A 22415-nucleotide genomic window follows, 5' to 3' on the forward strand; every position below is an offset into this window, starting at 1 on the left:
CCGCAAAACAGGATAAATCGAATTAAGCAGAGGAGCTTCTATTCGATTTGTGAAAATATTTTCATTGGGAGGATGAGCATGATGAAATTGTTTTCGGGCGTCAGCGCCCTGGTAATTGCCTCCGTCGCCGGTCTTGCGGCCGCGCAGGCCGAAACCCGCACGATCACTTTCCTTTTTACGGATGACGACCAGGGTTACGTGCAGCGCATGGCCGATCTCAGCAAAGAGTTCGAAACGGCCAATCCGGGCGTGAAGATCAACTTCGTGTCCTCGGGGTATGACGCCGTTTCCAAGCAGCTGCCGGTGCAGCTGGCGGTCGGCGAAGGTCCTGACATTGCCAAGATCACCGACTGGCAGCTTGCGCCCTATTATCTCGACATGCGGCCTTACATGAAAGATGCGGAAGCCTTCGCGAAGCTGCATGGTTCGAGCCTCAACCAGCTTCGCCTGCCCAACGTCAACGATCCGCAGTCGATCAACGGTTACATGGCGTCGCAGACGCTGAACTTGCCCTTCGTCAACAAGACACTGTTCGAGCAGGCGGGTGAGCCCTTGCCCGGCCCGACCGCGAAATTCAGCGAGATCGTCGAGGCTTCCGCCCGTGTCGCCAAGGAGACCGGCGTGCAGATTCCCTTCACCATGGACCGTTCCGGCCACCGCTTCTCCGGCGGTGCTTTCGCTTATGGTTCGAGCTATGTGAAGGACGGCAAGTTCAGCTTCCCGGACGATGCGGCGAAGAAATACATCGCCGATATCTATTCATGGACGCAGAATGGCAGCTTCCCCAAGGAAATGTGGGGTGCGGCCGGCGGTTCGCAGTACAAGAACATGGGTGACGAGTTCGTCAACGGCAATGTCGTGACCTATCTGGCCGGCAACTGGATGGTCAATCCGTTCCAGAACAAGATCGGCGACAGTTTTGAATGGACGGCGATCAATGCGCCCTGCGGCGATGCCGGATGCTACGCCATGCCCGGCGGCACCGCGATTGTCGGCTTCAAGCGCACCAAATACCCGGAAGATGTCGCTCATTTCGTCGAATTCCTCGGCTCCGAGAAGGTGCAGCGGGAAATCGCTGAAAATTACGTCATCCTGACGGGTGCCGAGATCGTCGATCCGCAATACAAGCTGAAAAGCGAAGACGCCAAGGCGGCGATGAAGGTCTTCCTCGACAACAAGAAGAACGTGCCGCAGGCGGCCCGCGATTTCGAACGCGCCAAGGGCGGCAGCGCCATGTATCAGCAGATCGTGCAGCGCATGAGCCAGCTGATCGTCGGCGAGTTGACGCTCGACCAGACCTACAAGGTTCTGGAAGATGACGTCGCCAAGATCAACGAGGCTGTCGCGGTCAAGAAATAAGGGGCTGCCATTCCGGTTTTGCCGGAAGAGCCAAGCATCGAACGATATGCCCGGAGCCGGTCTCCGGGCATATCTTACCGCTTTTTCCGGGCGGATAGTGCCGCAATGCTGTCTCGATCAGCACCATCGAAAAACTGAAATACGCTCCGTTTAAACCTGATGACGAGGCGCGCGGGAAGCCGTGCCGCCTGTTTTCGTCACGCGTCAATCGCTGCAAATCATAGGATTCGTCATGGCCAAACTGAAGATGTCGTCTTTTCCGTCCGCACGCCCGACCCTGCTTGCCTCCGTCGCATTGCTGGTTCTTGTCCCGAGCGCGCAAGCATTCGATCGCACCGGACCGGCAGGTCAGGGCTACGCCATCACGGTGCCGGAACCTGCCGCGACCTATCCGCTGCCGCTTGCCGACAATTATCGCAACCAGACCGGCAAGAATGAGAAGGGCGAGGACGTCCGCGCCTATGACGACCGGGATAATCCGATCATCGAAATCCTCTCGGGTTTCAACCGTATCTGGACGCTCGGCGATGAGAAATGGGCGGATGGCGGCGCCAATGGCGACGGCCCCTCGGATTTCAGCCATGTGAAGATCGTCGATCCCGCCGTCTGGCAGGAAAACATGCGTTACGTGCTGTCCGTGACCGGTGAAAACCGCACGCGCGCTGCCGCTTTCGAAGCCTATATGAATGATCGCCGTTCACAGGGTTACAGCGTCATCGACGGCATGGGCCCGCTTGCCGACTGGTATCGCGAAGGCGCGGGCGCGACGACGACGATCAATCATACGCTTTCGGATTTCGATCCGAACGAGGTCATCACCCGCAAGGAGGACGACAAGGGTACCGAGGCGGGTGCGGCCGATAGCGAGTTGAAGGATTTCGTCGCCTTCATGAAGGTGATCCGTGGCCCGGAAGGCACGACATCGCCGGCGAAATATTTCTATTCCACACCACGGCCCTGGCGCATGAACGCCAGGGGCGAGGTGATCGAGACCGGCAAGGAAACGATCGGCGACCGCAGCTTCGAAAGCCATGACAGCGACGCCGGCGTCATCGTGCCGGCGCTGAAATATGCCCGTGAAAATCGCGGCCGCGCCAAGGATGGCGGTTTTCCGAGCGGGCACACCAATGCCGCCTATCTTGCCGCCATCGCCTATGCCTATGCCGTGCCGGAGCGTTTTTCCGAACTGCTGACGGCGGCCTCCGAACTCGGCGAGAGCCGCATCGTCGCCGGCATGCATTCGCCGCTCGACGTGATCGGCGGCCGCATCACCGCGACCGCCATGGCCGCCGCCATGTTGCAGGACCCGAAAAATGCGGAGGTGAAGAAGGCCGCGCATGAGGCCTTGCAGGCCTATTTCGCCAAACGTCTGCCGCAGGGCCAGTCGCTCATCGATTTCGCCCATGGCGCGAAGCCGGATGTCGACCAATTTGCCGATGCGGCGAAGAACGGGGCGGATTATCGCAGGCGCATGACCTATTCCTTCAGCCGCGACAAGGCCGCGGGCGATGCGGCGATGGTGGTGCCGAAGGGGGCGGAGGTCCTGCTGGAAACGCGCCTGCCTTATCTCGATGCCGCAGAGCGGCGCGCCGTGCTGTTTTCCACCGGCATCGAGGCCGGTTATCCGCTGCTGGATGACAGCAACGGCTGGGGCCGTATCAATCTGGTGGCCGCCGCCGGTGGCTACGGCGCGTTTGACGGCGATGTCGAGGTGACCATGGATGCCGCAGCCGGCGGCTTTAATGCGGCAGATCGCTGGACGAACGATATTGCCGGGGCGGGACGTCTCGTCAAATCCGGTAGCGGCGCGCTGACGCTCAGCGGCCACAACAGCTATGGCGGCGGCACGATTGTCAGGGACGGAACGCTGGTGGCATCGTCTGCCGATGCGCTGGGAACCGGCGGCGTGCTGGTCAGCGGCGGCACGCTCTCGCTTGCGGGAGAACAGGATACCGTCATCGGCGGCGATTATGCGCAGTCGGGCGGCACGCTGGCGGTCGATCCGCAGAAGGCTGCGTTGCGGATCAAGGGCAATGCGGTGCTGGACGGCGCGGCGCTGAAGCTCGTTTTTGACGGCGGCGCACCGGCAGCCGGCACGCGGTTCGACGTGATCTCCGCCAACGGCCTGACCGGAACATTCGCCACGATAGATGCGGGCAATGTGAAGGTGCGGCCGGTCTATACCGGTTCGGCACTGTCGGTGGTGGTCGAATAGGCCGATGCAAGGTTCTGCCGGGCGCGGTTGAAGACGTTGCGCCCGGTGGGGTTTTATTCAGGCGTGCTGCCGCCGCATCAGCAGAAAGATGACGGGTGCGGCGAGCAGGGAGACGATGGCGGCCAGTGCGAAGGAGGCCTGATAGCCGAATTTTTCGGCGATCGCGCCGGCCCCCAGACCGCCGGCCATGCTGACGATGCCATCCATGCACTGGAACAGGGTAAAATCGACCCCGGCCTGCCGTGGATCGGACCAGCCCATGAAACAGGCATAAAGTGCGACGAAGCCGATGGACATGATGCCCGACGAGCTTGCCACCGCCACCGCCATGACCACCCATTGCGAGACATCGCGGTGGACGCTGAAATAGGCGAAGACGCAAAGCAGCGCCGTCTGCACGAAGATGGCGACGAGCAGAACCCGTGACGCGCCGTAAAGCCTGACCAGCGTGCCGCCGAGCAGCGCACCGGCAAAACCGATGATCATGCTGCCGACACCGTTCAGCGCGCCGATGGTGGCGAGATCAAAGCCGTAATCGACCAGAAACGGGCCGAGCATGGCCAGCCCCCATTTCTGCGCGGCGACATAAACGGCCGCAACCAGGAGGCCGGTGCGCACCTCACGCCGCCGCAGGGCATTTCCGATGGAGGGCAGATGATCCCGGGTCTGCGCCACCGTTCTTGCCGCCGGGCCGAACAGGAAGGGCAGGGCAAGCAGGATGACCAGTCCGGCCATGACCAGCGTGGCGCTCATCCAGCCGGCGCGTTCCACCAGCACCAGAAACAGGCCCGCGCCGATAGCCGACCCGAGATAGGAGCCGCCCACCTGCGCGGCATTGCCCCAGCCGTGATGTTCGGCCGCCAGCGTTTCGACCGCATAACCGTCGCAGGCGATGTCGACGGTTGCCGTCACCAGCGCGATCACCGACAGGATGGCGATGGCAACGGAAACCGGCGAAGGGCCGGTGAAAGCAAGCAGCGCGAGGCCGCAGGCGCAGGTGATGATGCCAGCGCCGACGATCACCCGTGAGCGGTTCCTGCCGACCGGCGGCAGCCGGTAACGCTCCACATGCGGCGACCACAGGAATTTCAGCGCCCAGGGCAGAACGGTGAGATAGAGCAGACCGATCTGGTCCAGCGGCAGGCCGGCGGTTCTGAGCACGGCGGGCAGGCCGAGAAAGGTCAGCCCGCCAATCACGCTCTGGCCGACATAAAGCCCGCCGACCGCCACGAAGACGGCGGCCGGCGAGGGCTTTGTTGCGACGGGGTTCCGCTGCAGCATCAGAAACGGTACCGGATGCTGCCGACGACCTTACGGCCTTCGTCATAATAGCAGAAGCCCGTGGTGCAGACCTGTTTCACCTCGTCGAGAAGGTTGGTGGCATTGATCTGCAGCTTCACGCCTTCCAGCGAGGGCAGGGCCTTGCCGAGATCGTAGCGCAGCGAGGCATCAACGAAGGTGCGGGCCTCATTGTCGAGAATGGGCGTGTGCTGGTTGTCGCCGAAGCTCGATCCGACATAACGCAGGCCCGCGCCGATGCCGAGGCCTTCAAAAGCGCCATCCTGGAACTCGTAATCGGCCCAGAGCGAGAAGGTGTGATAGGGCGAGGAATTGAGCTGCTTGCCCACCGTTTCCGATGTCAGCTTGGTGATTTCAACGTCGTTATAGGAATAGGAGGCGATGACGCTCCAGCCATTGTCGAGCGAGGCCGTGGCTTCCAGTTCCACCCCGCGTGAGCGCAGATCGAGCTGGCGCAGCAGGTTGATGCCGGAGGAGGTCTCGTAGACCGTGGCGTTGTCCTGATCGAGATTGAAGAAGGCGGCGCTCAGCAGGGCATTATATTGCGGCAGGGCGTATTTGACGCCGAGTTCATATTGCTTTCCGACCGTCGGCTGCGCCTGCCCCGTCACCGTTCCCGAGGTGATGATGACGCCCGGATTGGCGACGAAGGAGGTGCCGTAGCTGACATAGGGCATCACGCCGCTGTCGAAGACATAACCGAGGCTGGCGCGGCCCGTCGTTTTGGTTTCATCGCCGTCATAGGTGGGAGCCGTCGCCGCGCCGACGGTCTGGGCCTGATATTCGGTGTCCAGCCAGTCGTGGCGGATGCCCGCCGTCAGGCGCCAGCGGTCAAGCTCGATCTGGTCCTGCGCATAGATGCCCAGCGTGTTCATGCGCTGCGTCAGGATCAGCGATACGTCGGGCGTATAGGTGTAGGTGTCGGTGAACAGGTCCGGACCGCCGCCCTGTTTCGAGGTGTAGGACATGTGGCTGAAGTCGATGCCGGTCAGCAGCGTGTGTTTTGCCGGGCCGGTGTCGAATTCGGTCTTCAGGTAATTGTCGGCGGAAACGCCCTCATTTTCCTCGATGGTGATGCCGGGCCAGCTGTCGAACACCCATTGCTGGTCGGCCGAAAGGGCGGAATAGCGCGCCTTGCTGTAGAAGGTGACGTTGTCGTTGATTTCGTGCTCGAACTCATAGCCGATACGCCATTGTTTTTGTTCGAAATCATTAAAGCGGGAATCGCCGCCATATACCGATGTCGCACCGATGGAGGTGCCGCTGGCGCCATATTTGTTGATGTAGCCCCAGGTGCCGCCGGTGGTGCTGTCCATATATTCGCCGAGCAGCGTCAGTTTGGTGCCGGCATCCGGCTGGAAGGTGAAGGCGGGCGCGATGAACAGCCGGTCGTCCTTGATGGCGCTGATTTCGTTGCGGCCGTCGCGGGCAAGACCTGTCAGGCGGTAAAGCATGGTTTTTTCATCGTCGACGGCGCCGGAAAGATCGAAGGCGCCCTGCACGCGGCCGAAGGAACCATATTGCAGTTCCACCTCGCGCAGCGTCTCTTCCGTCGGGCGCTTCGAGATGATGTCGACAATGCCGCCGGAGCTGCTTGCGCCATAGATGGAGGCGGCAGGTCCACGCAGGATGGAGACGGCTTCCACGCCATAGGGTTCCAGCCGGGCGCTGCCGTTCTGGCTGCTGACCTGCCGCAGCCCGTCGCGGAAGATGCCGGTGGTGCTGAGATCGGTGCCGCGCACCTTGAAGGCGTCGAAACGCGGTTCCGCGCCATATTGGCCGATGCGTGCGCCGGGCGTGTAGTTCAACGCTTCCGAGAGGTTCTGCGGTTTCAGGTCATCGAGCTGCTTGCGGCTGACGGTGGTGATCGACTGGGCGGTTTCGGCAATCGGCGTGTCGGTCTTGGTGGCGGTGCGGCCGGATTTGCCGACATAGCCCTTGCTCTCCAGAACGCCTCTGGCGCCTTCCAGACCGTTGCCCTGCACGGTGATGGGGGCGAGCAGGGTGGTGCCGGCGGCGGCCGATCCGCCGCTCTCTCCGGCCTGATTTGCGGGATCGAAAATGCGGACCGTGTTGCCGCCGGCCAGACTGTAGTTCAGCCCCGATCCGGCCAGAAGCCCGCTGACGGCGGCCGAGACGCTGAGCGTGCCCTTGACGCCCGCCGTGCTGCGGCCCCTGGTGATGGCGGAGGGATAGACCATACGCAGATTGGCCTGACGGCCGAAGGTCAGGATGGCGTTTTCCAGCGGGCCGGCGGGAATGGAGACCGTGACCGTTGCGGGCGCACCGCTTGCGGCGGGCGGTGTCTGCGCTCTGGCGCCGGTGGCGCCGGGACCTGCCGCGACGATGCCCCCGATGATCGCCGTCGTCGTCAGCCAGAACCAGCCGCGTGCCTGCTTGCCCAAATTCATGTCTTTCCCTCTCAACTCATGATCTCAAGCCGTGCCGGCGAAAGCCGAAACGGGTACTGATTGCCTAGAGTGAAAAGGCGGGCTGCCTCCTGACGTCGGAGCCGTAAAAAAGTTACTTTTTATCGCGAGCGGACAAAAACCAGCATGTTTGAAAGCCGTGACACCGAAACGGGAAGGCTTTCTTCGAGAATGATCAGGGCCTGATCGGTATCCTTCAGGTCGAATATGCCGGATACGTGCTGCCTTGCCGCCGCCTCATCCAGAATGACGATGCGGCCCCGGCGATACTGGGAGAGGGTATCGAGAACCTCGCGTAGCGGCTGGCCGGAAAAGACGAGCTTGCCTTCCCGCCAGGCCATGCTGTTGGCAACATCCTTGCGGGCGCGCACCAGCCTGCCATTGTCGTCAAGCGTGACGGTTTCGCCGGGCGTGAGAACGGCGACATCGGTATCCGTCGTCACCTCGACGCGGCCTTCCTCCACCTGCACTTCCTGCGGCAGCGCGCCACTGCCGGCGCGCACCGAATAATGGGTGCCGAGCGCCTTGGCCGTCAACGATCCATCCGTGACGATGAAGGGGCGCTCCGGGTTCTTCGTGACATCGAAATAGGCTTCGCCGCGAAGAAGGGTGATGCGCCGCTCGTCTTGCGAATAGTGCACGGCAATCGCCGTGTCGGTATTCAGGCTGATGCGGCTGCCGTCTTCCAGCGCCAGCACCCGCGTCTCGCCGATTTCGGTGTAATAATCCGCCTGCCAGCGGTCCTTAAGCCCGCTGTTCTCCGCAAACAGCGCCGCAAGCCCGATCATGCAGAGACCGGCCACACCCGCCAGCACCGCCCGGCGTGGCCCGCGCCTTTTTGGCTGTTCGGCCGGCGCAAGCTCGATATCGCCAAGCTCGCCCCAGAGGCTCTGCATGTCCTCATAGGCGCTAGCATGGGCGGCATCGGCCCGCAGCCAGACATGAAACGCCTCGCGCTCCGCTTCCGTCGCATCTGCGGATTGCATGCGCGCCACCCACAGCGCCGCCTCTTCGGCCAGACCGTCATCGGTCAGGCCATCATCGGTTAGGCCGCCATCCTTCAGGCCGTACGGGCGTTCGTTCATGTCCTGATCTGCCGTGTTGTTGCGTGCCGATGTTTATTCCTTTTCCCTTATAGAGTGAAAAAGGATGCGAACACCTGATGCCGGTTTACATTTTTATTTCCGCGCGGATCCGACGGCAGTGCAGCAGCGCCTTGATGATGTGTTTTTCCACCATGTTGCGGGAAATGCCGAGACGGGCGGCGATCTCGCCATTGGAATGGCCATGCAGACGGCTCAGCACGAAAACCTGCTGGCACCGCGTCGGCAGGGCCTCGATGGCGCCTGCCATCAGGACGAGATGCTGCCGGCCGGCGACAATCCGTTCCTGCCCGGGTTCCTCGCAGGCAACGGCAAGACCCGTCTCGTAAGGGGCAAATAACGGCCGCTCGCGCGACTGGCGGATGACCGTCAGGCGGGCGACCGACCGGGCGATCTGGAAGAGATAGGCCTGCGGATTGTCGATCAGCGTCGCATGAGAAACTTCCAGCGCCCGCAGCAGGGTCTCCTGCATGGCGTCGGCGGCGTCTTCCCGGTTCTGCAGGCGCCGGCGGAAAAACCGCATCAGGCGGTTTTCTTCCTTGGCATCAAGAACCTCAAACAGGGCTTTGCTCATCAATCGACCCGGTGGCGTATCGGCCTGGCGCATGAGGCGGGCGAGGGACAGGCGCACCGCATCATGTCGCAATAAACATGATTGTTGTTGTCATATTTACTGCCTTCCGGCGCCGGCTGCCAACCGGTAAAAAACCGGGGGGCGGATCAGGCTCACGTTTCCGTGATGATTGTTGCGGGATTACATCAGCTTGTCTGGCCCGCCCCTTAAAGGAAGTAGCGCACCCTGAGCGGCAGCAGCGCAGCACCGATGGCGGATGGATCGCCCTTGGTTTCACTGAGAACCAGCTTCGCCTCCTTTGGCCCGACACCATAACGATGTTCGCGCTGGGAGGGCATGTGCGTGCGTTCGATCATCATCTGGCCGAGCGCGCGCGGCAATTGCCCGCCGAAGACGATGGCCTGCGGATCGAGGACCGCGATCAGGCTCGCCACCAGCCTGTCCACCTGCGGCATGGTTTCCGCCAGCCATTCCTCGACGCCCGGCCATGCGGGGTCGAACTGCTGATAAAGCGGTTCGATCGAGTGGATGTCGACGCCGTTTTTCTGGAGCGTGGCGATGAGATATTGCAGCGCCGGCCGTTTGGGCGATTCATCCGGGCTGTATATGCCGCTGAATTCGCCGGCATTGCCATGGAAGCCGTGAAACGGCTGGCCGCCGAGGATCAGCCCGCCACCGAAACCGTAGTTGAACGACAGATAGGCGAAGGTCTGGCACCAGGAGCCGACACCGCGAAGGCTTTCGCCGATCGCGCCCGTGGTGGCGTTGTTCTCCAGCCAGACCGGCAGGTGGAACCGTTTCTCAAGGATCGGCTTCAGGTTCATCAGCGACCAGTCGCGCAGGGGCTCCGGCGCGTTGAAGGCGCGGTCCTCAGACACGAAGAAGCCGGACATGGAAAAACCGAGGCCAAGCAGGCGCTCGCGCGGGATGTCGTGTTCCAAGAGCTGCCTTTCGAGGGCCTGTGACAAGGCCGCCAGCGTCTCCTCGCGGTCCTCCGGAAGCATCTTCAGTTTTTCCTCGACAATAACGTCGCAGCGGAAATCGGCGATGCAGATCACCACGGAGTCGGTGTTGATGGAAATGCCGAGCGAATAAGCCGCCTCCGGCACCAGCTCGATGGTGGGGCTCGGCTGGCCGCGCGTGCCCTTGAGCGGCGCGCCGGTTTGCAGAAGCCCGCGCTCCAGCAGGCCTTCGATCAGCCGGTGCACGGATTGCTGCGTCAGGTTGGTGTGGCCGGTGATCGATGCACGGGCAATGGGGCCGTGGCGGCGCACGATATCCAGAATGAGACGCTCGTTTTCGCTGGCAAGCGGCTGGCGGTCAAAGGTCTGGTGCGGCGTCTGATCTGTTGTCATGGCCTTGGATAACGGCTGCGCGGAGCGGCGGCAACATGGGGCATTGGTTTGCGACAGCATTTTTCACTGGACTGTCACAAATATTACACTTAGAGTGTATTAATAAGGGGCCGGTCAACAACGGGTCCTCAGGAGGAACCATTCAATGCGCATGAAATTTCTTGCGATCGCCGCGCTTGCGCTGGCGACGACGGCAGCGCCGTGCCTTTCGGCTGACAGCAACATGAAAAACCTCGACTTCGATCTGTCGAAGGTCACGCGCGACAATTTCTATGAGATCGTCGTTCCGGCCGCCAAAGCCGAGGGCGCGGTGACGATGTATAATTTCGCCGGTAGTTTCGCCGATACGTGGAAGGAGCTGATCAACCGTTTCGAAGCCAAATATGGCATCAAGGTCGCCTATAGCGACGTGAAGGGCGATCAGGCGAACCAGCAGCTGATCGCGGTACAGGCGGCAGGGCAGGATTCGCCCGTCGACGCCTATTTCGCCGGTGGCGGCAGCTATCCGCTGCTGTCCTCCAAGGGTGTTGTCGGCAATATTGCGCTGACGAAAATCCTGCCGAACATGGCCAACTATAATCCGGAACTGGCCGAGACCGTCTTCGGCAAGCCGCATGGCGGCAGCTTCCCGCTGGTGCATCTCAACCAGACGGCAATCGGTTATGACTCTGCCTTCGTGAAAGCCGAGGATGTGCCGAAGAGCTTCGAGGACCTGCTGGTCTGGGCCGAAAAGAACCCCAAGCGGCTTGGCGTCACTCTGCCGGCCAAGGGCGGTTCCGGCGGCGGTTTCATCTATTCGGTGGCGCTCAATTATCTCACCGGCGACTGCCGTGCAAAGCTCACCGACTATAATCAGACGCTGCAGCAGGCCGAGGACTGGGCCATGGAGTCCGAGTGCCTTACGCCTGTCTGGGACTATTACCGCCGTCTTCTGGCCGTCGCTGAACTGACCAATGGCAATGCCGATACGCTCAACCTCATCAACAACCAGCAGCTTCACATGGGCACGGTCTGGGAAGACCAGGTCATGAGTTTCCTCGGCACCAAACAATTGCCTGACAGTTTCCGCATCACGCTTCTGGAAAAAGGCCAGGTCGGCTCTGGCGACGCCATGTTCGTGCCGGCCAATGCCAAGAACGTCGCCTCAGCGCTGCTGCTGATCGACATGGCGATGAGCAAGGAATTCCAGCTCTGGAAGCTGGAAAACAAGGCCTCCCGCTCTCCGCGCGCCGATGTCACCAATGATCTGATGCCGAAGGCGGTGCAGGAGCATGTGCTGCCGCAGAGTGTCTATCCGCGCCTGTCGCTGCCAGCTTTCTGGGACATGTCGACAGCGCTTGCCGAAGCGCTCGATGAAAAAGTCCTCAACCAGTAACGCGACAAGGATTGCCGGACCGTGTGCCGCAGGTGGCTGCACGGTCCGGATAGCCTTGGTCAAAAATATGAGGGAGGCTCGCCATGAGTGAACTCGAGATCAGCAATATCAGCAAGGATTACGGCGCAAGCCGGGCGCTTCATCCCGTATCGATCACCGTGGAGCGGGGCGAATTCGTCACCATTCTCGGCCCTTCCGGTTGCGGCAAGTCGACGCTTTTGCGCATCCTCACCGGTATCAGCCAGCCATCGGGCGGTGAAATCCACCTTGGTGGCAAACGCATCGATCAGGCGCCGCCGGAGGCGCGCGACATCGCCATGGTGTTCCAGTCCTATGCGCTTTTCCCGCATATGTCGGTCGCCAAAAATCTCGGCTTCGGGCTGAAGATGAAGAAGGTCGCGAAGGACGAGCGGGCGCGGCGCATCGCCCATGCGCTGGAGATTTGCAATCTCACCGGTCTGGTGGATCGCATGCCCCGGCAATTGTCCGGCGGCCAGCAGCAGCGTGTGGCGCTGGCGCGCGCCATTGTCATGCAGCCGAGCCTGCTTCTGTTCGACGAGCCGCTTTCCAATCTCGATGCCAAACTCCGCGATACGCTGCGCCATGAGCTGACCGAGCTTCACCGCCGTATCGGTGCGACAAGTCTTTACGTGACGCATGATCAGGCCGAGGCGATGGCGATGTCGGACCGGATCGTCGTCATGAATGCCGGTCGGGTGGTCGAGATCGGCACGCCGCTCGAGCTTTACCGCGCGCCGAAACACGCCTTTACCGCCGGATTTCTCGGCCAGACCAATCTTTTGCCGGTCTCCGCCGAGGGTCAGCAGGCGCAATTGCCCTGGGGGCAGTCCGTGACGCTTGACCGGGTTGCCGCCGGCAACGTCCAGATTTCCGTTCGTCCGGAAAACATCCAGATCCGCGCCGATCAGGCCGGTGAGGGCACGGTTTCCGCCGTTTCTTTCATGGGCGCCAATGCGCTCTATACGGTCGAGATCGGCGGCCGCCAGATCCGGATCAGCCAGTCCGGTGCTGAAACTCTGATCGATGCCGGGCAGAAGGTCGCCCTGCAGTTTCCCGGTTCGGTCCATCTTCTCGATGACAGGATGGCGGGGGAGGCGGCATGATGGCCGGGCTCCTTCGAAACAGGCGCGCCCAGCTTCTATTCCTGCTTTTGCCGGGTGTCGGGTATCTTCTGGTCTTCTTCGGCGGGCCGCTGCTGTCGGCGCTGGTCGGTAGTTTCAGGCAGGAGGATGGCAGCTTCACGCTGATGTTCTACCAGCGAATATTCACCCGCCCGTCGATGATCCGTGGTCTTACGACCTCCATCTATTACGGCGTCATGCCCGTCATCGTCTCGCTTGCGGTTTCGGTGCCACTGGCGCTTCTGATCCGCAAGAGCTTTCTCGGGCGAAAACTGTTCAGCGGCCTTTACAAGCTGCCGATGGCGGTGCCGGGCATCATCGTCGGCCTGATGGTGATCGTGGTTTTCGAAAGGGGCGGGTTCCTCGACCGGCTGGTCGCGCCGCTCGGGCTGGAACTGCCCAAGCTCGTGCGCGACGACTGGGGCATCGGTGTCATTCTCGCCAGCGTCTGGAAGCAGATACCTTTCATGACGCTGATCATCACCAGCGCCTTTGCGGCCATTCCCGAGGATATACGTCATGCCTCGCGCACGCTTGGCGCTTCGCGGCTGAAGACGTTCTTCTTCGTGGAAGTGCCACTCGCCATGCCCGGCATCACCGCCGCCATTCTTCTGACCTTCATCGGCTCCATGGGCTCCTATGCCATTCCCGATATCGTCGGCCCGCCGACGGCCCGGCCGCTTTCGGTGCTGATGATCCAGGAGTTCAATCAGGGCCGTTTTAATCAGGTCTATGCCATGGGCATGGTGCTGAGCCTTTTCGCGGTCTCCGTCCTCATTCTCTATTATTCGCTGACATCCCGCATCGGCCCCAGCCAAACCCGCGGAGACGCATGATGAGCGCTATCACCATTGAACCTACAATCACTCCCCGCCGCCGTGCCTTTACGCCGGAGGACAGGATTTTCGTCTCCATCGGTCTTTATGGCGTGCTGACGCTCGCCATCGCCGTGCCGCTGGCTCTCATGTTCCTCTGGAGCGTCGCAGATGGCTGGTCGCCGCCGCTTGTCGTGCCGGAGCATTACACCACGGCGCGCTGGGCGGGCATTCTCGGCGATGCAAGCCTTATCCGCGCCGCGATCAACAGTATCCTCATCGCCATCGTCGTCACCTTCCTGACGGCGGCCATCGCGTTACCCACGGCCTGGGCCATGGCGCGTTTTCCCTTCCGGCTGAAACGGCTGGTGGAGATTTTCATTCTGGCGCCGATCATCATTCCGGGGCTGGTCGTCGCCGTCGGCATCGGGCAGGTGTTTCTTCTCTTCGGCCTTGCCTATTCGGTAACGGGGGTCATTCTCGTGCAGATCGTCGGCACCCTGCCGCTGATGATCCGGCTGATGACGGCGGCGCTGGAAACCATTCCAGACGATCTCATCCATGCCGCCCGCTCGCTTGGCGCGGGAACAATCGGCATCGTCCTGCACATCATATTGCCGCTGGCGGTGCCGGGCCTTCTCGCCGGGGGGCTGATGTCCTTCATCGGCAGCTTCGAGGAATTCGACAAGTCCTTCATCGTCGGGGCGCCTGTTGTCGAGACGCTGCCGATCAAGCTCTACATGTATCTCGATCCCTATTCGATGCAGCTGCCGCTCGCCTCCATCGTCTCCTTCATCCTGCTTCTTCCCGCACTCATCGTCTTCATCATCGCCGGCCGCATCCTGCGCGACGATCTGATGGCGGCGGGCATGGGGAAAATCTGATCCGGGCGCTCAAACCCCGGTAATTGCAACGTCCGAAAGTGAAAATCATGCACCAGACCCTTGCCACCTCCCGAAAGACCTCCACTGCCTGCAATGTGCTTGCGCTCTGCTCACGCGACAATCCGGCCATCCTCACCATCGCCCATCGCGGATTCTGGACCGCCACCGCCGAAAACTCGCTCGCCTCCGTCCGCGCCGCGGTTGCCGCCGGCGTCGAGATGATCGAGATAGACACGCAGGCGACGGCCGATGGCCGGCTGGTCGTCATTCATGACGAAACGCTCGACCGCACCACGACGGGCAAGGGCACCGTGAGCGCACTGCCTTTCGAGGTGGTCCGCGCAGCGAAGCTGAAGGCCGGCGCGGGCGGCGATGCGGCTGGCGTGACCGATGAATGCGTGCCGACGCTGGAGGAATTACTGGAAGAGGCGCGCGGCAGGATCACCGTCAATATCGACACCAAATTCACCCGCGATCTGCCGCAGGTCATGGAAACCGTGCTGCGGCTTGGCGTCGAGGATCAGGTGCTGGTGAAGACCGATATCGATCCCGAGGCCGATCGTTTCGAGGTGCTGGAGACCGACTGGTTCGGCAAGATCCCGCATATGCCGATGTTCCCGGTGAGAAAGGGCAGGTTTGCCGAGGACCTGCGCCGGATCGAAGCCTTGAAGGCGCCGATGATCGAAGTGAAATTTACCGATATTGCCGATCTGGCCGAGGGCCGTGCCGAGATGGAGCGCCAGAATATCCGCCTCTGGATCAACTCGCTCGACGTTTCCCATTGCCTTGATTTCAACGATACGCGTGCGCTTTCAAATCCCGAATCCGTCTGGGGTGCTCTTGCCGGGGCGGGCGTCGGCGCGATCCAGACCGATGAAGTCGAAGCCTTCACCAACTGGCTGAAGGCGGGCGCCGGCGAGACGGGCAGGGCGTGGACACGATGAGCGAGCGTCTCGAACGCGCCGTCGCCATCATCGAGGAAGCGATGGGCCTTGCCCTTCGCTTTTTCGAGGCCCGCGACGCCATCGCCGCCCGGACGAAGGGTTTTCAGGATTTCGTCTCGGAAGCCGATACCACAGTCGAAAAGCTGGTGCGCGACCGTCTGGCGGCGGCCTTTCCCGGAGAAACGGTGCTGGGGGAAGAAATGGGCGGCGTTGCCGATGACGCTTACTGGATCATCGATCCCATCGACGGCACCACCAATTTCCTGCGCGGTTCGCCGCTCTGGGGCATCTCCCTCGGCTTCGTGCGCAACGGCCAGCCGGAACTCGGTGTCGTCGCCATGCCGATGTTCAAGGACATTTATGCGGCGGCGGATGGAACCGGGCTGATGCTGAACGGCAAACCGCTTGCCCGCCATGTGCCCTTCGAGGATGTGCAGGTCATGTCGCTCGGCGACAGCGCCGCTGCCGATGCGGAAGAGGTGGCGGCTCTTACCGTCGGGCTTCGGCATGCGGGCTGGGTGGTGGAATCCATCCGCTCGACATCGATCGGCCTTGCCTTTGCCGCGCGCGGTATCTTCGACGGCCATCTGCAGAAGCTGACGACCATGTGGGATATCGCCGGCGGCGTCGTTCTCGCAAGGGAAGCGGGTCTCGATGTCCGTATCGGAACGCGCTCTGGCCGCGACATCCCCTGGGTCGCCGCCGCAACGCCGGCGCTGATGGCGGTGACGGAAGGGCTCTGGCCGGAAATCAGGCAGAAACTGCCGGCGGAGCCCGCGTGAATCTCCTGAAATGCAGAAGCCGGGTGCTCTTCAGACACTCGGCATCCTGCTGCTTTCTGAAGGTCAGTGTTTGCGGGTCAGAGCGACGGCATCCGCGCCCGCTGGAAAGTGGAGCTGTCCCGAGGTGTCATGCACCGCGCTCCAAACCGCTTCGGCGACATCACTTTCATGGGTGGTCAAAGCCGGTTGGGCGAAAGTTTCGAGAATTGGTCCTGCAAAGCCCATGTAATCTTCGGGAAGCAGCTGCTCAAGCGGCAGAATGGCGTTGTTCGTGAAGCTGGTTGTCGGGGCATAACCCGGCTCGACCAGCTTCACGCCAATGTTGAAATGAGCCAGTTCATGCGTGAGCGAGCCGGTAAATCCCTCAATGGCCTGCTTGCTGGCGGTATAGGCGGCGGCAAGCGGGAAAGAAGCAAGCGTAACACTGGACGTGACGTTGATGATCATGCCGGACTGGCGTTTTCTCATCTGCGGGATGACGGCCTGTGTCATGGCCATCACACCGAAGCTGTTGGTGTCGAAGATCGTGCGCACCGCCGACATCGGTGTAGCCTCAAAGGCGCCGACCATACCGATGCCGGCATTATTCACCAACACGTCGATCGGGCCGGCCGCATCGATCGCTGCCGCAATGCTATCCCCGTCTGTCACATCCAGCGACAGCACGCGCAACCGGCCGGTATCGTCAGCAAAGCGGGCAGCGCTTGGACGCCGCATGGTGGCGATGACGTTCCAGCCGCGTGCGAGGAACAGTTCGGCAATCGCTTTGCCATAACCCGACGACGTGCCGGTGATGAGGATGGTGTTGGTCATGGTAAATCTCCGTTGTTGATGTGCAGGAGATAGACGGGCTGAGCTGGATGATATATGCTAAAATGGCTATTATTTGTTATTGATCGTCCAAATATGGATCCTCTCAGCGATATCGTCGACCTTTTGCGACCCAGCGCCGCCGTCTCGAAGCCGATTTCCGGCAAGGGCAGATGGGGAGTGCGCTATCGTCCGCATGATGCGCCGGGTTTCGCGCTCGTCCTTGCCGGTGCGGCATGGGTGATGATGGAAGGCCGGGCTCCTCTCAGGTTGACATGCGGAGATTTCCTGCTTCTGCCCACAACGCCGGCTTTTTCGCTTTGCAGCGAGACCGATGTCGAATGTGTTCCCGTCGAACCGCACGATCGGGCTGTCCGTCATGGCGAACAGGAGGGTGCGCCCGATTTTGTCGCGCTGGGCGGCAGCTTCCGGTTCGAACGCATCAATGCTTCACTTCTGCTGTCACTGATGCCCGAAATGATCTACGTGCCGGCAGAGGAGAAAGGCGCATCCCGGCTGGCGCGGCTGATCGAGCTACTGTCAGAGGAATGCGCCGGGGAGGATCCGGGCAAGGAGCTGATCATCCGGCGTATGCTGGAAGTTCTTCTGGTGGAAGCGCTGCGCCGGCCGGGAGCGGGCAATGCGGTAATTCCTGCGGGATTGGTAAAGGCAATGCGTTTACCCGGCCTTGCCCGCGCATTATCGGCGATGCATGAAGATGTTCGTGTGGGCTGGACGGTTGCGGAACTGGCGGGAATCGCCGGCATGTCGCGTTCGGCCTTTTCCGCGCGCTTCGTTGACATGGTGGGCTGCGCGCCGATCGAATATCTCGCCCGGTGGCGGATGGCGCTTGCGAGAGATGCCCTCATGCGCGGGGTAAAATCGCTCGACCGCATTGCCGATGAAATCGGCTATGAATCCGCCAGCGCATTCAGCACCGCGTTCCGCCGGAGAATGGGCGTTGCTCCGGGAAGCTTTGCCCGGGCAAACAATGACGATCATCCCCATTCCACGGCTTTTCTCTAGCTATTGCCCTCATGGCAACGCCTGAAACCCTTCAGGAGTTGGCTCCGCGTTCCCCCGTGCCGGTGTAGGAGCGCTCACTCCAGAGCAGGGCTTTGCGCGTCGGCTCAGACGTCGCTTCGACGATGGCCCCGACGAACAGGATGTGGTCGGCGGCATCGATGGAGCCGACGAGTTCGCAATCCATGGACAGCAGCGTATCTGCAAGTCTCGGGTTTCCCGAAGGCCAGATATCCCAGTCGCCAACGGAAAACCGGTCCGGCAGGTTGCCCTTTCCGGCACACACGTCGGCAATTTCCTCCTGCCCTTGGGCAAGGGCTGCGACGGAGAAGCGTCGGCTTGCGGCGATGAGATCGACCATGCGGCTGCTGGCGTCGATGGAGATCATCAGAAGCGGTGGCTCCGCGCTGAGCGGCATGAAGGAGGTGATCGTTCGCCCGATCCGCTCTCCGGCATGGGCGACGGCGGCCAAAGCCACGGTGAAGGCGAGGCCGGCCATCGCATCCTTGAATTCACGCGGTGAGATCGCCGGGGAGGCCGAGGCTTTCAGCGGGATATGCGCGTGATTGACGACACCGCCATCGATCAGCCTGAGATTATGAGACATGCAGTGCCGGGCTAACCGCCCGCTCCCGGATTCTTCGAAAAAATGGAAAACTTGGCTGCGGCGCCATTCATGATGTCGGCATTGTCAGGCGGCGTCCTTTTCTGATGCACGCGTGGCCAGATGCCGGAATAGTGGCGGTTGAGGTCGAGCCAGACATGCAGCCCCGCCTCGGTATCCGGCCGGATTGCCGCCGCAGGACATTCCCGTTCGCAGATGCCGCAATCGATACATTGGTCGGGATGGATGACGAGCATGTTCTCGCCTTCGTAGAAACATTCGACCGGGCAGACCTCCACGCAGTCCATATATTTGCAGGCGATGCAGTTTTCGGTGACGACATAGGGCATGGCAATGCTCGAATGGAGTTGCAGCCGGACGGCGGCTGTCCGGCTGCGCCTGATCCGGCCAGTCGCCCGGGGCAGCGGGGCCGGCCGGATCGGTGGGGCTTAGATCAGAGGCGGGCGGCCACTGCCTGCCAGTTCACCAGATTGTCGAGGAAGTTCTCGATATAGGCCGGACGCTTGTTGCGAAAATCGATGTAATAGCTGTGTTCCCACACATCGCAGCCAAGAAGCGCCTTCTGCCCGAAGCAGAGCGGATTGACCCCGTTTTCGGTGCGGGTGATTTTCAGCGTGCCGTCGGTATCCACCACCAGCCACGCCCAGCCCGAGCCGAACTGCGAGGCGCCGGCAAGGGCGAAATTCTGCTTGAACAGCGATACCGAACCGAAGGATTGCGTCAGCGCGTCTTCCAGCGCCTTCGGGATGGCATGGTTTCCCGGCCCCATGATCTCCCAGAAGAGATTGTGGTTCCAGTGCTGGGAGGCATTGTTGAAGATGCCGGACTGCGCCACCGCGCCCTTCTCATAGGTGCCGCGGACGATGTCCTCGAGGCTGCTTTTTTCCCATTCGGTACCTGATATCGCCTTGTTGAGGTTATCGACATAGGCCTTGTGATGGAGATCGTGATGAAACTTCAGCGTCTCCTCGGACATGCCCGAGTGGGCCAGCGCATCATGGGCATAGGGGAGATCGGGAAGCTGGAAAGCCATGGGGTATCCTTTGTCAACTGTTCGCTCAAGAGCATGGAAAGAGCCTTGCGAAAACAAGGTGACATCACTTCTAGAACTTCAACCATGGTTGAGGTCAAGAGGTATTTTGAGGGGTGAAGACGTGGATATCGGATGCCGGACTTATTTTCTGCCAGGCCCGGATAGCGGGTGGGGCAGGGATTGCGATTAGATATCGTCAAAAGCCCGCTTGCCTCCGTATTGACGCCCGGATTTTTCCAAATGGTCCGTATGCCGGCAGTTGAAGTCCGTTGTGGCCTTGACACAGCGAGCCCGGCGACTAGACGGGTCAGGTGTTCATTTTGGGAGTATAGACATGAAAACGCTGGCAGCCGTTTCGGCTTTCGTGGGCAAGACCTTTGCCGCCTGGGTCATCCTGTTCGCCGTGCTTGGCTTTTTCTTTCCGGATACGTTCAAACAGATTGCACCGTGGATCGTCACACTTTTGTCGATCATCATGTTCGGCATGGGGCTCACTCTCTCGGTCGATGACTTCAGGGAGGTCGTCAAAAGGCCGTTCGATGTGACGATCGGCGTACTCGGCCAGTTTCTCATCATGCCGCTTCTGGCGGTGCTGCTGACCCGGATCATTCCCATGCCGCCGGAAGTCGCCGCTGGCGTCATTCTGGTTGGCTGCTGCCCGGGCGGCACCTCTTCCAACGTCATGACCTATCTCTCCAAAGGCGATGTCGCGCTGTCGGTGGCCTGCACCTCGGTAACCACGCTTGCCGCGCCGCTGGTGACGCCATTCCTCGTCTGGCTGCTTGCGAGCCAGTTCCTGCCCGTTGATGGCTGGGCCATGTTCCTCAGCATCGTCAAGGTCGTTCTGGTTCCGCTCGCCCTCGGCGCTGCCCTGCAGAAACTCCTGCCCGGCCTCGTCAAGACCGCCGTTCCGGCACTGCCGCTTGTGAGCGTCATCGGCATCGTCCTCATCGTTTCGGCCGTCGTGGGAGGATCAAAAGCCGCGATCGCCCAGTCCGGACTGATGATTTTCGCTGTCGTCGTGCTGCATAACGGGCTTGGCTATCTCCTCGGTTATCTCGCGGCAAAGGCAACGGGCCTGTCGCTCGCCAAACGCAAGGCCATTGCGATCGAGGTGGGCATGCAGAACTCCGGCCTTGGCGCCGCACTCGCCACGGCTTATTTTTCACCTCTCGCCGCGGTTCCGAGCGCCATTTTCAGCGTCTGGCACAATATTTCCGGCGCGGTTCTGGCGAACTGGTTTTCGGGCCGGGTGGAGACGAGCAAACGGGGTGAGGTGGCTTAAGCATCATCCGCGGGGGATGACGCCTGGGGTTTAAGGCCGGACAGCGTGAAGGCACCAGCCGACTTGAGTGCCACATGCGTATCGTCGGCAAGAGTGCCGGGTATCACGCCGCAGAGACTGCCCGTCGTCACCACCTGCCCCGCCTTGAGCAGGTCGCCCTTGTTGATGGGAGCATTGGCAAAGGCGACCAGCGGCGCAAGTGGATCGCCGTTTGGATGTCTTGCCGCAGCATCAAACACGTTCACCGAACGCTCCGTCACGGTCAGATGTGGCAGGCCCGTTTCATCCCCGGAAAAGGCCTCCAGAATGCCGTGATCCACTTCCGGACCGACGATGAAGCCATGATTGGCAAGGCGGTCGGCCAGAAACAGCGGGAAGGGCACCTGGTTTTTCTCGACCAGCCTGTAGCGGAGCAGCTCCGCACCGAGATGGACCTTGTCGATATGCCGTATCAGATCGGCCCTGCTGAAGGAAATTCCACCCGCGGCAGGGATGTCGGAGGCGAGCGTGAAGCAGATTTCAACCTCGATGCCTTCCGTCCCGCCCTTGGGGAAGACGGCGACATTGTCATCATCGGTCCGGTGACAATCCAGCATCGGGGCACCAACGGCCTGACCATCCGGGCGAATTGCCAGTTTCCAGCCTTTCACCGGCTTGCCGGCAAGCCCGGTGAATGTGCGCTGAACGGCCATTGCCGCTTCGAAATCGGCCGGAACAAGGCTATCCGTCTCCAACTCGGCCAGAGGAATTTTTGTGCCAGCAAGGTCTGCCTGCACATATCTTCGCGCCAGTTCTTCGATCACTGTCATTCCCGTCATCATTCCCTGCTGCATCTATATACGGAATGCTGTCACGATTTGGCGCTGCCTGCCAAGGCCATCAATGCCGAGTTCGACCACATCGCCAACTTTCAGGAAGACTGCGGCTTCATTCCAAGCCCGACGCCGGGTGGGGTGCGGGTGGCGGTTGTAACGCGGCGTAATGCGCACTCGCGCGGATCGGCCACCGGTCAGGCGGCCAAAGAGCGATGAAATCTTGCCCGTATTGAAGTGCATTTTGCGTAATGTTGAAACCGTATGGCCAGGCCGAAACATGGATCTTTCGGGAGTGGAGGGAATATGGGTATCGGTGTTTTCGGAGCCAGTATGCCCTGATGCCGCCTTAATGCACCAGTTAATGCCTTTGTTTTCGCCCGCCCTTAGCGCATTCGTCGTCGAGACGACGCAAAACAGAGAGTTGAACTATGACAGTGCAATTTCCGAGTGCCGCCCAGGCGCTTTGCGAAGAGGTCGGGACATTACGGAAATGGCTGGATGAGGATGCGCTGCCCTTGTGGTGGGAGGTCGGCTCCGCCCGCCCGGAT

General features: G+C 61.2%; 21 protein-coding genes and 1 pseudogene. 12 read left to right on the forward strand and 10 right to left on the reverse strand.

The annotated features are described in order from the left end of the window. Nucleotides 1–78: 78 nt before the first annotated feature. Together N434_RS19915 and N434_RS19920 are read left to right on the forward strand one after the other, a co-directional pair. The gene (locus tag N434_RS19915) at nt 79–1359 is read left to right on the forward strand and encodes an ABC transporter substrate-binding protein (protein ID WP_110760024.1); all 1281 of its coding nucleotides are present in this window, start codon (nt 79–81) and stop codon (nt 1357–1359) included. A 232-nt stretch (nt 1360–1591) separates the two neighbouring features. Continuing rightward, nucleotides 1592–3574, forward strand: a complete 1983-nt coding sequence (locus N434_RS19920) for a phosphatase PAP2 family protein (RefSeq protein ID WP_110759998.1) — start codon at nt 1592–1594, stop codon at nt 3572–3574. Between the two features lie 57 nt (nt 3575–3631). Here N434_RS19920 and N434_RS19925 read toward each other — a convergent pair whose 3' ends face one another. From N434_RS19925 to N434_RS19945, 5 genes are all read right to left on the reverse strand, one after another. Next, entirely contained in the window at nt 3632–4855 is a 1224-nt protein-coding gene (locus tag N434_RS19925; protein WP_110759999.1) for an MFS transporter, read from the reverse strand. Further along, nucleotides 4855–7284 carry a TonB-dependent siderophore receptor gene (locus N434_RS19930; protein ID WP_110760000.1) on the reverse strand — a complete coding sequence of 810 codons (2430 nt, stop codon included), beginning with the start codon at nt 7282–7284 and terminating at the stop codon, nt 4855–4857. Before N434_RS19930 ends, N434_RS19925 begins: the two co-directional genes overlap by 1 nt. A 119-nt stretch (nt 7285–7403) precedes the next feature. Continuing rightward, nucleotides 7404–8387: a FecR family protein gene (locus N434_RS19935; RefSeq protein WP_110760001.1), complete on the reverse strand. Its 984-nt coding sequence runs from the start codon at nt 8385–8387 to the stop codon at nt 7404–7406. Between the two features lie 85 nt (nt 8388–8472). Continuing rightward, on the reverse strand, nt 8473–8979 hold the full coding sequence (locus N434_RS19940; RefSeq protein WP_065117113.1) for an RNA polymerase sigma factor: 507 nt from the start codon (nt 8977–8979) through the stop codon (nt 8473–8475). Between the two features lie 206 nt (nt 8980–9185). Then, nucleotides 9186–10334: an ROK family transcriptional regulator gene (locus N434_RS19945; RefSeq protein WP_110760025.1), complete on the reverse strand. Its 1149-nt coding sequence runs from the start codon at nt 10332–10334 to the stop codon at nt 9186–9188. Nucleotides 10335–10479: 145 nt separating this feature from the next. On the opposite strand from N434_RS19945, the gene N434_RS19950 reads away from it, so the two are divergent. The 6 genes from N434_RS19950 to N434_RS19975 all read left to right on the forward strand — a co-directional run bounded on the left by N434_RS19950 (nt 10480) and on the right by N434_RS19975 (nt 16276). Continuing rightward, nucleotides 10480–11709, forward strand: coding sequence for an ABC transporter substrate-binding protein (locus N434_RS19950; RefSeq protein ID WP_110760002.1), 1230 nt, complete (start codon nt 10480–10482; stop codon nt 11707–11709). A gap of 83 nt (nt 11710–11792) precedes the next feature. Beyond that, nucleotides 11793–12833: an ABC transporter ATP-binding protein gene (locus tag N434_RS19955; protein ID WP_110760003.1), complete on the forward strand. Its 1041-nt coding sequence runs from the start codon at nt 11793–11795 to the stop codon at nt 12831–12833. Next, nucleotides 12833–13687: an ABC transporter permease gene (locus N434_RS19960; protein WP_110760026.1), complete on the forward strand. Its 855-nt coding sequence runs from the start codon at nt 12833–12835 to the stop codon at nt 13685–13687. The genes N434_RS19955 and N434_RS19960 overlap by 1 nt, the downstream gene beginning before the upstream one ends. Beyond that, nucleotides 13684–14550 (forward strand): ABC transporter permease, encoded by an 867-nt coding sequence (locus tag N434_RS19965; RefSeq protein WP_502695780.1) that lies wholly within the window; start codon nt 13684–13686, stop codon nt 14548–14550. Before N434_RS19960 ends, N434_RS19965 begins: the two co-directional genes overlap by 4 nt. Before the next feature lie 47 nt (nt 14551–14597). Then, nucleotides 14598–15494, forward strand: coding sequence for a glycerophosphodiester phosphodiesterase family protein (locus N434_RS19970; RefSeq protein ID WP_110760004.1), 897 nt, complete (start codon nt 14598–14600; stop codon nt 15492–15494). Continuing rightward, nucleotides 15491–16276, forward strand: coding sequence for an inositol monophosphatase family protein (locus tag N434_RS19975; protein WP_110760005.1), 786 nt, complete (start codon nt 15491–15493; stop codon nt 16274–16276). Before N434_RS19970 ends, N434_RS19975 begins: the two co-directional genes overlap by 4 nt. A gap of 63 nt (nt 16277–16339) precedes the next feature. Here the strand turns inward: N434_RS19975 and N434_RS19980 are convergent, their stop codons facing one another. Further along, nucleotides 16340–17089, reverse strand: a complete 750-nt coding sequence (locus N434_RS19980) for an SDR family oxidoreductase (RefSeq protein ID WP_110760006.1) — start codon at nt 17087–17089, stop codon at nt 16340–16342. 93 nt (nt 17090–17182) lie between these two features. Between N434_RS19980 and N434_RS19985 the strand changes: the two genes are divergently transcribed. Continuing rightward, nucleotides 17183–18112, forward strand: a complete 930-nt coding sequence (locus N434_RS19985; RefSeq protein ID WP_181424026.1) for an AraC family transcriptional regulator — start codon at nt 17183–17185, stop codon at nt 18110–18112. Nucleotides 18113–18143: 31 nt separating this feature from the next. Here N434_RS19985 and N434_RS19990 read toward each other — a convergent pair whose 3' ends face one another. The 3 genes from N434_RS19990 to N434_RS20000 form a co-directional block, all read right to left on the reverse strand. Continuing rightward, nucleotides 18144–18716, reverse strand: coding sequence for a flavin reductase family protein (locus N434_RS19990; RefSeq protein ID WP_110760008.1), 573 nt, complete (start codon nt 18714–18716; stop codon nt 18144–18146). An 11-nt stretch (nt 18717–18727) separates the two neighbouring features. Beyond that, on the reverse strand, nt 18728–19063 hold the full coding sequence (fdxA, locus tag N434_RS19995; RefSeq protein WP_065116941.1) for a ferredoxin FdxA: 336 nt from the start codon (nt 19061–19063) through the stop codon (nt 18728–18730). A gap of 104 nt (nt 19064–19167) precedes the next feature. Further along, on the reverse strand, nt 19168–19767 hold the full coding sequence (locus N434_RS20000) for a superoxide dismutase (protein ID WP_110760009.1): 600 nt from the start codon (nt 19765–19767) through the stop codon (nt 19168–19170). Between the two features lie 334 nt (nt 19768–20101). On the opposite strand from N434_RS20000, the gene N434_RS20005 reads away from it, so the two are divergent. After that, nucleotides 20102–21052, forward strand: a complete 951-nt coding sequence (locus N434_RS20005) for a bile acid:sodium symporter family protein (protein WP_110760010.1) — start codon at nt 20102–20104, stop codon at nt 21050–21052. Here the strand turns inward: N434_RS20005 and N434_RS20010 are convergent. Then, nucleotides 21049–21861 (reverse strand): 2-keto-4-pentenoate hydratase, encoded by an 813-nt coding sequence (locus tag N434_RS20010; RefSeq protein ID WP_110760028.1) that lies wholly within the window; start codon nt 21859–21861, stop codon nt 21049–21051. The genes N434_RS20005 and N434_RS20010 overlap by 4 nt on opposite strands. Before the next feature lie 48 nt (nt 21862–21909). On the opposite strand from N434_RS20010, the gene N434_RS25990 reads away from it, so the two are divergent. Together N434_RS25990 and N434_RS26120 are read left to right on the forward strand one after the other, a co-directional pair. Next, nucleotides 21910–22083 carry a hypothetical protein gene (locus N434_RS25990; protein WP_210206051.1) on the forward strand — a complete coding sequence of 58 codons (174 nt, stop codon included), beginning with the start codon at nt 21910–21912 and terminating at the stop codon, nt 22081–22083. Nucleotides 22084–22295: 212 nt separating this feature from the next. Next, nucleotides 22296–22415, forward strand: a pseudogene (locus N434_RS26120) (mannose-6-phosphate isomerase); the annotation flags it as partial.

It is taken from the genome of Rhizobium sp. UGM030330-04 (genome assembly GCF_003208455.1).
GTDB classification, from domain to species: Bacteria; Pseudomonadota; Alphaproteobacteria; order Rhizobiales; family Rhizobiaceae; genus Agrobacterium; species Agrobacterium rhizogenes_A.